The sequence below is a fragment of the Shewanella sp. SG44-6 genome (assembly GCF_014164185.1).
GTDB classification, from domain to species: Bacteria; Pseudomonadota; Gammaproteobacteria; order Enterobacterales; family Shewanellaceae; genus Shewanella; species Shewanella vesiculosa.
The window spans coordinates 1-9,455 of the sequence record NZ_JACJER010000153.1 but is presented as its reverse complement, the minus strand read 5'-3'; the positions used below and the strand labels follow the sequence as shown (position 1 = coordinate 9,455).

At 38.8% G+C, this 9,455-nt stretch carries 8 protein-coding genes and 2 pseudogenes; 5 read left to right on the top strand and 5 right to left on the bottom strand.

Translation table 11 applies throughout. The annotated features are described in order from the left end of the window. Nucleotides 1-342: pseudogene (locus tag H5185_RS19245) on the top strand (tetrathionate reductase subunit TtrA); the annotation flags it as partial. On the opposite strand, the pseudogene H5185_RS19240 reads toward H5185_RS19245, so the two are convergent. From H5185_RS19240 to dsrO, 3 genes and pseudogenes are all read right to left on the bottom strand, one after another. Further along, nucleotides 315-1,007, bottom strand: a pseudogene (locus H5185_RS19240) (tetrathionate reductase subunit TtrA); the annotation flags it as partial. The pseudogenes H5185_RS19245 and H5185_RS19240 overlap by 28 nt on opposite strands. Before the next feature lie 17 nt (nt 1,008-1,024). Further along, nucleotides 1,025-2,128 (bottom strand): NrfD/PsrC family molybdoenzyme membrane anchor subunit, encoded by a 1,104-nt coding sequence (gene nrfD, locus H5185_RS19235; protein ID WP_182742903.1) that lies wholly within the window; start codon nt 2,126-2,128, stop codon nt 1,025-1,027. A 2-nt stretch (nt 2,129-2,130) separates the two neighbouring features. Beyond that, on the bottom strand, nt 2,131-2,892 hold the full coding sequence (gene dsrO / locus H5185_RS19230; RefSeq protein ID WP_182742902.1) for a sulfate reduction electron transfer complex DsrMKJOP subunit DsrO: 762 nt from the start codon (nt 2,890-2,892) through the stop codon (nt 2,131-2,133). Nucleotides 2,893-3,057: 165 nt separating this feature from the next. Between dsrO and H5185_RS19225 the strand changes: the two genes are divergently transcribed. Continuing rightward, nucleotides 3,058-4,881 carry a sensor histidine kinase gene (locus tag H5185_RS19225; RefSeq protein ID WP_182742901.1) on the top strand — a complete coding sequence of 608 codons (1,824 nt, stop codon included), beginning with the start codon at nt 3,058-3,060 and terminating at the stop codon, nt 4,879-4,881. Continuing rightward, on the top strand, nt 4,874-5,482 hold the full coding sequence (locus H5185_RS19220; protein ID WP_182742900.1) for a response regulator transcription factor: 609 nt from the start codon (nt 4,874-4,876) through the stop codon (nt 5,480-5,482). The genes H5185_RS19225 and H5185_RS19220 overlap by 8 nt, the downstream gene beginning before the upstream one ends. Nucleotides 5,483-5,816: 334 nt before the next feature. Here H5185_RS19220 and H5185_RS19215 read toward each other — a convergent pair whose 3' ends face one another. Continuing rightward, the gene (locus H5185_RS19215) at nt 5,817-6,023 is read right to left on the bottom strand and encodes a helix-turn-helix domain-containing protein (RefSeq protein WP_124018451.1); all 207 of its coding nucleotides are present in this window, start codon (nt 6,021-6,023) and stop codon (nt 5,817-5,819) included. Nucleotides 6,024-6,153: 130 nt separating this feature from the next. Between H5185_RS19215 and H5185_RS19210 the strand changes: the two genes are divergently transcribed. Next, a complete protein-coding gene (locus tag H5185_RS19210) occupies nt 6,154-6,693 on the top strand; it encodes a response regulator (RefSeq protein WP_182742899.1) in 540 nt (179 codons plus the stop codon). 5 nt (nt 6,694-6,698) lie between these two features. Further along, nucleotides 6,699-8,117, top strand: a complete 1,419-nt coding sequence (locus H5185_RS19205) for a DEAD/DEAH box helicase (protein ID WP_182742898.1) — start codon at nt 6,699-6,701, stop codon at nt 8,115-8,117. Between the two features lie 357 nt (nt 8,118-8,474). Here the strand turns inward: H5185_RS19205 and H5185_RS19200 are convergent. Then, on the bottom strand, nt 8,475-9,455 hold a 981-nt coding region (locus tag H5185_RS19200; RefSeq protein ID WP_182742897.1), incomplete at its 5' end, for a hypothetical protein.

Below are 9,455 nucleotides of genomic sequence, written 5' to 3'. Positions count from 1 at the left end.
GATTTATTCGGTGAAGGTCACGTTGACGGCCTAAGGGTAATACGTGATATCAATACTCCGATAGATACGCAAAATCCAGAATATGGCCCGAAAGCGAATCAGTTACTGGTCACTAATGCGGGTAATGAAGGGCGAGATGATATTTTAAAGCGTTTTGCATTTAATAGCTTTGGTACCCGTAATTTTGGCCATCACGGTTCATATTGTGGCTATGCTTTTCGCGCAGGCAGTGGTGCTTTTATGAATGACCTTAACAAGTTTGCTCATCTAAAGCCTGACTTAAACAACGCTGAGTATATTATCTTCATTGGTATGTCACCGGCATTAGTGACCAGTAACTGATTCGCTTTCGGGCCATATTCTGGATTTTGCGTATCTATCGGAGTATTGATATCACGTATTACCCTTAGGCCGTCAACGTGACCTTCACCGAATAAATCGCCACCTTCAACAACTTCCTCTATCAGCTGCTCATAGCTGATTTTTTGCCATTTGCCTTCACCACGCTTACCGATACGTTTTAATGGCTGAGTAATACGATAAGGGCTATTGCGAATTTCAAGCATACCATTGCCACGAGCACAGGCTGTTGAGCGGCCTTCAAGCCCTGACTCACCAGTGAGGCTTAAATAAGCATCTTTTACTGGGGTATTAAAAGTAATAGGGGTTTGATGTGATAACGGATGATATGGATTACCGCTGATCCGTAAAATTTCATCATTGCGATTATCGATCCGCACACGCACGCCACATAGTGTCCAACACCCATAGCACATGGATGGTGCGACACGCTGGTTGTGATTGGGAATGAGGTTACCCTTTTTATTCACTTCATACTCAGGTTCTAATGAATTTCCATGATGAATATCACGAGTTTTCTTTCCTGAAGTGCCTTCAATAGCACCTTCTATCATATGTTTTGTCGTGCCGGCATATCCAGCAGCAAAAGTACCCAGACCACTCACAGCAAGGCCTGATTTCAAAAATAATCGACGTTTGTTATCCATAGTGAAATCCTCTTAAATTAGTGGTTGGTGAGTGTTGTATCATCGTTGTGATTACGCTTGGGTTGCACAAGCTCAGAAGCGAGCATTGCTAGCGCAATCCAAAGGCCAAGCATACCTAAAATCCCTAACAAACCACTGCTTCCCATAGGGAGTGAATAGGGATAAGGTCCTGCGTCAAATTTGGGGATAGTTTGAACTTCCATCATGGTTATCCAGCGCGTTATCCAACATGCTGTTATTGATACTAAAGCATTACAAAATAGCACTAGACGACTGCAGTTAAAGCGCATGGTAAGCAAAACTAAAATGACACAGCTGAAAATTGATAGCGCTAATATCACGAGGTTATTAACCCAATCACTATTATCAAATAGCGAGAAGACAACATTACCAGATGCCCATATCGGGATAAGGATCAATGCCAAAATACTGCTTAATATTATGGTCTGTTTGACCATTCGAATATCAGTCTTTGACAGTTCATTGGCCGTGCCTTGTTTAGGGAAAAGCAACCATATAATCAACGATAACCCTACAGCTCCCAGAAAAGCGGTGGTAAACCAAATTAATGGGGAGGCTGGTTGGTCCCAAAGTGGACGGGCATGAACGGCTGCTATTTCTGCGCCGGTATAAAATGCAATTGATAAACTCGATACCACTGTGGCCGAAGCCACGCTAATCATCATGCTATGACAGGTTTTCCACTGCCCTAATGACAATCTCGATATGACTTGAAAAACCTTGTTATCACTTTTTTGCAAGTTCATTAAGTCGTTTCTCAAATATAGCCAGGCCGTTAGAACCGCGAGTCCTGAAAATATAGGTAAAAAAATCGATCCCATAGACATCCACGACCAAGAGGTAAGGTAAGCATAAAAATGCCAAGCACGACCAGGCTGATGCAAATCGCCAGTCAGCGCTAATGGCCCAACGACAGCACAAATAGCAAGCGTTAAGACTAATGCAGCACGTAGTTGATGAGTCGTGTATTGTTTAAAAATAAGTGCAATGATAAATAATATTGCTGCGCCGTACGCGGAACCAATAAAGAAGAAATATTGTGTTGCCCAAGGTAGCCAAGCCATTTGCTGTGCCGGCACTAAGACTTCAGTGATGTTCATAGCTACACTCCTTTGGGATCATAAATGGCTGGTTTAGCTTGAATATGGCTGGTAAAACGTTCATCCATGCCAATATAAAACACATGAGGTAAAGTGTTTTCTTCAGGTTTAAGCACTTTTATATCATTTTTATTTTCTGTTAATAGACGATTAATCTCACTTGATGGATCTTTCAGATCGCCAATAACACGCGCACCACCGACACACGTTTCAACGCAGGCAGGTAATAAACCTTTTTCAAGGCGATGAGCACAGAAAGTACATTTGTCAGCGGTGAGAGTTTCTTCATTAATGAAACGCGCATCATAAGGGCATGCTTGAACACAGTAAGCACAAGCTACACAACGACTGTTATCAACCATGACAATCCCATCCTCACGCTGAAAAGTAGCTTGAACAGGACACACAGCAACACAAGGAGGATTTTCACAGTGATTACAGAGTCGAGGCAACATGAAGGATTTTACTTCTTTAGTAATTTTAGAACCGTCAATAAGGCTCACTTCATATTGTTTCACAGTCGTTCTAAACTGGCCGATTGGTGTTTGATTTTCAATGCTGCACCCAACGGTACAAGCTTGACAACCAACACATTTTCTTAAGTCAACGACCATAGCGTAGCGTTTTCCAACCATTCCTTTACGATCTTCTTCATCATTATTACGTACAATGATGGCTGCGGTGGCCGTGTTGACTCCCACAATTGGGATCAAAGCTGCTCCTGCAGTCATTGCACTTAGAAAGCGGCGTTTGTTAGAATCCATAATTCACCTGACTTGATTATTATCTCTTGTGCTTATTGTCAGTAAATTATGCTTAAGCTGGTATTGTGGATTTCCACATGACTAAATAAACATTGATCTAAAACAACTTTTGACATTGTTATACAGCTTATTAATCTGTTTTAAGTTTTCAACTGAGGAATAGTAATGGTCATAAGACGATGGTTTCGTTGTTATTTTTATGCCGTTTTTTTGGGGATGGCGTTAATGGCGTTACCAATATCAGCCCAATCAATCTCAGAAAAACCAAACGTTAATATCGGCGTACTTGCCACTCGCGGACATTTATACTCGGAGCAACGTTGGCAGCCTACGGTTGATTGGCTTAATCAGCAGATATCTGACGTTAATTTTGTGCTGCATCCGTTGGATTTAAATACTATGGCTGATGCTGTTAGCCAACAAACATTAGATTTTGTACTCACTAATCCTGGGCAATCGGTCACATTAGGGCGGCAGTATACTTTGTCGTGGATAGCGACTTTAACTAACAAGACACCAGAAAATACTCATTCTGGTATTGGTTCAGCACTGGTGGTGAGGGCTAGCTCTGCTTATCAAACCCTTGAAGATGTCGTTGGTCTTTCGATGGCGGCCGTTTCCGAGAAAGCATTTGGTGGATATTTAACTCTTCGCTATGAAATAGCCCAACAGGGGATTAATCCCAATGACTTTTTTGCTGACGTGCATTATTTAGGCTTTCCAATTGACGCGAATCTTTATCAACTTAGAGATAATAATGTCGAAGCAGCAATAGTTCCTGTCTGTCTGCTAGAAAATATGAGTAAAGAAGGCCTGATAGATAAACAAAACTTTCGGGTATTAAACCTAAAAGATAACAGTAATTTTGCCTGTCAAGTTTCAACGCCACTGTATCCAAATTGGTCTCTTGCAAAAACAGAACGAGGTTCAGATAGGTTGGCAAAACAAATCTCGCGGGTATTGCTGTCTATGCCTAATGATAATCCTGCAATCATTGCCGCAGGAGCTTCTGGCTGGACATCGTCAGTTAACCTGCTATCTATCGATAAAGTGTATCAAGCTCTAGATATTTTACCGCTACAACAATCTTGGTGGAAACAAGCTTTGCGACTATTTCGTTCTCATCAGGAGTGGGCTTGGGTAATCTTTATATTTTTTATTATTATCAACGCTTACCATTTTTGGTTGGAATATTGTTTTAGTAAAAATAAGCAAGAATTGGAGAAAACACAGTATCGTTTGAAACAGAAAAGTGAAATGTTAGAACATTCACAACGAGTCGCCATTGTTGGTGAGCTGGGTAGCAGTTTGGCACATGAAATAAATCAACCATTAGCGGCTATTCGAAATTACAGTGAAGGTGGTTTATTGCGTTTGGCTAAAAAGTTACCATACCAAGATATTGTTCCCGTATTTGAAAAAATTCAAAGTGAAGTTGACCGCGCGGATGCCATTATTAATCGCTTACGAACCCTCATTACCAAACGCACAGTTGAGAAGCAACTGCTTGATATAGAACAGTTACTGGACGATACAATTGAGTTGCTGCATTTTCGACTTCAAAAGCTAGAAGTCGGTATATTTCGTGAAATAGAAGGCAAACCGGCTAATGTTGAGGTCGACATTGTCGGTCTGCAACAAGTCATAATAAATGTCATTAATAACGCTATGGAGGCTTGTTTAACGCATTTTGAACGCCATCCAGATATTGGATATCATCCTGAAATTATTATACGGACGAACTATCGGCAAGATAAATTCATTCTTGAAGTTGTCGATAATGGCACTGGATTAGAACATGACAACCCGGTAGACGCATTTGTCAGTACCAAAAAAGATGGGCTGGGACTAGGACTTGCGATTTGCCGTGATGTAATAGAAATGCATAAAGGAGAATTTATGCTTCGATCGATCAAACCTAATGGTTGTATAGTGAAAATATCATTACCTATTCTAGTAACCGAAATAACAGGAAATAGATATGGATAATGTATTGCCCTCTTTAGTCGTTTATGTCGTTGATGATGATAAATCTGTGCGTGACTCGCTAAAGTTTATGCTTGAAGAGTATGATTTTACAATTACTACATTTGAAGACGGACAACAGTTCTTAAATGCTATAGATTTAAATATGCCTGGTTGTGTCATTTTAGACTGCCGCATGCCTAATTTGCGAGGTCAGCAGGTGCATCAATTGTTAAATGAAGCCAAAAGCCCTCTGGCCGTTATTTATCTTACAGGGCATGGTAATGTGCCAATGGCAGTGGATGCTTTACAATCTGGAGCGGTAAATTTTTTTCAGAAGCCGGTTAAAGGAAGTGAGCTGGCTTTAGCCATAAATAAAGGGTTAAATCAATCTACAGTAAATATTAATACCATGAAAATCAATGATGCTTATGCATCATTGACCAAGAGAGAAAAGGATATTCTTCGGTTAATTATTGCAGGCAAACGTAATTTACGAATAGCCGACGAACTTTGTATTGCTATGCGAACTGTAGAGGTGCACCGTGCAACCTTGTTAAAAAAATTCTCCGCGAAAACAGTCGCTGAATTAGCTTATATTTATGGACAATGTAATCAAATTTGATTTTTCTAAACACTTAGATATTTGTATAATTTTTGCGATCTACTTTTGCTATTGCAGACATATCAAGTACACCAAATGATCTACCTTCTTTTATAAGTTCTCTTTACCCTTTTCTTGACCAGTTGTTCTGGTCTAATCCATAGAGCGTTCAATGTAGTGGGTTAGCTAATTTGGTCCGCCACATAGATGTCTATCAGACATCTAGACGTTTGATGATAGATAAATGGGTTGATTCATTTATCACTAAATTAGCGAGTCAACTGACACGTTTCTGTCCAAATACGAGTTAGGACTATTCTAATACTCGTTGATCTAGGTAATGTAATATTTATAGTCAAGGAAGTAATTCCTTTACATCACACTCAAGTACTTCTGCTAATTGATACACCTTTTCAAGTGTAATGTTGACTTCACCACGCTCAATCCTACCTGCATAGCTGCGATCCATTTCCGCTAATAAAGCCATTTTATCCTGTGAGATTCCAAGAATTTTACGTTTAGCTCTTAGTTTTCGTCCAAATTGTACTGCTAAGTCTTTCATTTTTAATCTCATTAAAAAGAAAGACTATCTAAAGTTGCGGCTTATAAAGCCACGGACTATAATCCGCAATTATTTTTTATGTCCATCTAACACTCAAAATGAGTGAGTAATAGAGCCTTGTGAGAACGTTATGCCAAAAGCTTCAATCAAAATATGTTCAACATTACATACTATTCTCCAGGATGAGAGCTTCAATCATTTTCAAGTTATAGAATTACGAGATGTATATCATGCGGTTTCACAGGGCTGTGAAAGTGTAAGCCAAACATACAATTTCATTTATCGACAAATATCTAGATTGGTTAAAAAAGGGCTTTTGAAAAAATCTCAAAACGAAGGCTTAAAATCTATCACATACCAGAAGACAGAATTATTTTCAAAAACGAATTTCATTATAAGCACTAGTGATGAGCAAAGTTATCATCCTTTATCGCAAGCCGAAAATATTAGTAAAGATAAAATACAAAATCTAGAACAACGTCTTAAGCAATCGGAAGTTGATTTGCTCACCAGTATTGGAGAGTCAGAAGAATATATGCGTTTATATAATTCATTCCCTGAAATGAAATCGCATCTTGAGTCACAATATATGCTTGCTAGAGAAAATAGTTCGAAGTTACTGGGACAGATAAAGGCAATTAAGTCTGTGCTCACTCACCAACAGAAGTAAATATAATGCAACTAAGGCAATGGCAGTCAGAGTGCGTCAATCACGCCACAAAGCAATTTAGTGCTAACCAGAGACATTTCCTCTGCTTAGCTACTCCAGGGGCAGGAAAGACGGTTATGGCATCTGAAGTGGCCGCTAGATTATTTGAACAAGGCCTTATCGATTTTGTTCTTTGTTTTTCGCCTTCAGTGAATATCGCACAGGGAATTCAGAAAACATTTTCACAACGGTTGTCATGTCGTTTTGATGGTGTGATTGGCTCTATCGGTTGCTCTTATACTTATCAAGGAATGCTATCTTTTAAAGAAGACTTTTGGCAATTACTAGAGAAGAATCGAGTTTTAGTGGTCTTTGATGAGATCCATCATTGTTCAGGGAGAACGATTGAAGATGCAAATGTATGGGGTGAAGAAATTTTACTCAACATACAAGACAAGGCTCGGTACACTTTAGCTTTGACGGGAACGCCATGGCGTTCAGATCAGTCTCCAATTGCCTTGTCTCGATATACTGATCCAGATAATAAAATTCAATGCGATTTCATTTATGGTCTAAAAGAAGCCATTGCTGACATTGTATGTCGCAGCCCCAAAATAGTACTGATAGATAATGAAAAAATATCAGTTACTGACAAAGATAATGAGACCAAAACCTTTAACTGTTTTGATGAATTATTTAAGGATAAATCGGTTCCTTACCAATCGGTCATCAAAAATAATGAAGCGCTCAGACATATTTTAACACTAGCAACAGACAAGCTTAAAATCATCAAGAAGGTCAATCCTAATGCCGCTGGACTGATTGTTTCTTCATCAACAGAGCATGCTGCATATATCTTTAACATGCTTAAAACTGAGTTTAATCAAACAGCTCAAATTGTTACGTATAAAGAAAATGAACCTTCACATAGAATAAATGAATTTCGGAACAGTTCGATCAACTGGATAGTCAGTGTTGGGATGATAAGTGAGGGAACGGATATTCCACGTTTGCAAGTATGTTGTCACCTCAGTAGAGTTAAAACTGAGCTCTATTTTAGGCAAGTATTAGGCCGTATTTTACGAATGACCACATCTGTTGACCAACAAGCGTGGCTATTCACTTTTGCAGAGCCGAAGCTTGTCGAATTTGCAAATCGTATAGCAGAAGAAATACCGGATCTGCCTGTAATATATAATCCCCCCGTCAATGTTAGTCCGTCAGAAGCTATATCGTTAGATAAAGATGAAGTTATGAAAGATAACATTTCACCTAGAGATACTAGCAAACTAGAAGTTGGAAGTAGCTTTAATAAAAAGCCCTTGCAAGTCGATTCACTGGAGATAGTCACACCTAAGAATGCTATAGGTTTAGTATCTCAGTCTTTTGAGCTTTTAGGAGGATTTAGAGAAAAAGTAGTGTCCACGTTCGATTCGCCATTCTAGGACCTAATTTTGAATACTTATAATACTCAGTATCGGATTTCAAACTTTAATTATAATTAATAATATAGTTCCCTAATGCATCAGACGATTCCCCACAAAGTGTCTACACATTTTATTAATATTGATAGGTTGCTTTAGAATCGGAACTAATAATTTTTTGATACATATTATAGTTAAACCAAACACGTTTTTGGACAGAAGCGTGTTAGTGCCTAAGATCTAACACTCACTATTCGCATTATGATAAGTATGGTGAATTTAGATTAACTCTGCCATAACCGGTCTGGGTTCGCTGGCGGCTTTTTTTGCGTAAGCGAAAAAGGTGACAGCGTACCCAAATCCGCGTTGATTGCCTTGTTATAACAATTGATCTCCACAGCAATAATGGTAACTCAGCCCACTACCACAAAAGCAGTTTACTAGCTTGTTTCCAGTCTTAATATTCTTTAGAACCAATAAGTTACCATTTTTATCTACAGGGCCGTCATATGAATCCCAGACCAGAACTGGGCGACCTTTTATTTTTTCCATGAATTCGGCTGGAGGATTAGGGTTTGCTACTATTATCTGAGCCGATTTTGGCAAAGATTCAATAATTGCATCTATCTCTGGTCTATCACATGGAAAATACGATATTCCGATAAAGACGCAATGAGTACAAACTACTAATTCTTCATTGAATAATTTGTTCGCTCGTGCAACCCATTGGTAATTTGTGTATTTACTTGCTTCGTTCGGTATTATACAAAGCGGTTGAGAGCGAGGATAAACTAGATTATCTCGATCCAATCTAATTATTTGAGAGTCGTTCAAATCAACAAAATTAGTTAATGGGTAAGATGCGGAATATGAGATGCTATTTGGGGCTATTTCAAAATCAACGGAACCATGAGGTTTAACTAAAGGAATTCCGTATCCATGGTGATTGATTTGTAATGAAAAATATTGTTTCTTGAGATCATCAAATATCGACTCTAAAAGAAGATCATAGTTTAGGGATATGGCAGATCGTATCTCATTATTGTGTAGCTTTATCCAATTGTACCAAGGCCAAGCCCTATGGCTTTTTAAAATACGCATTTGTTCTAAAGCATATATAGAAAAAGCTATGGTCAAGAAATGACGAGCTTCTAACGGCGTAATAAATACGTCAATGTTATGCTCTTCACATACATTTTTATTAAGAGCTTTCGCGAAAATCTCAAAATCAGAGACAGATTGATATCGTTCAGCTAATACTTTTAACCTAGGCAGACTGTCTAAAAATGCATTACCGGCTGACGGACAAGAAATATTCCAAGAAATTGGTTCCTGCGTATTCCACTCGCGAGCCAAACC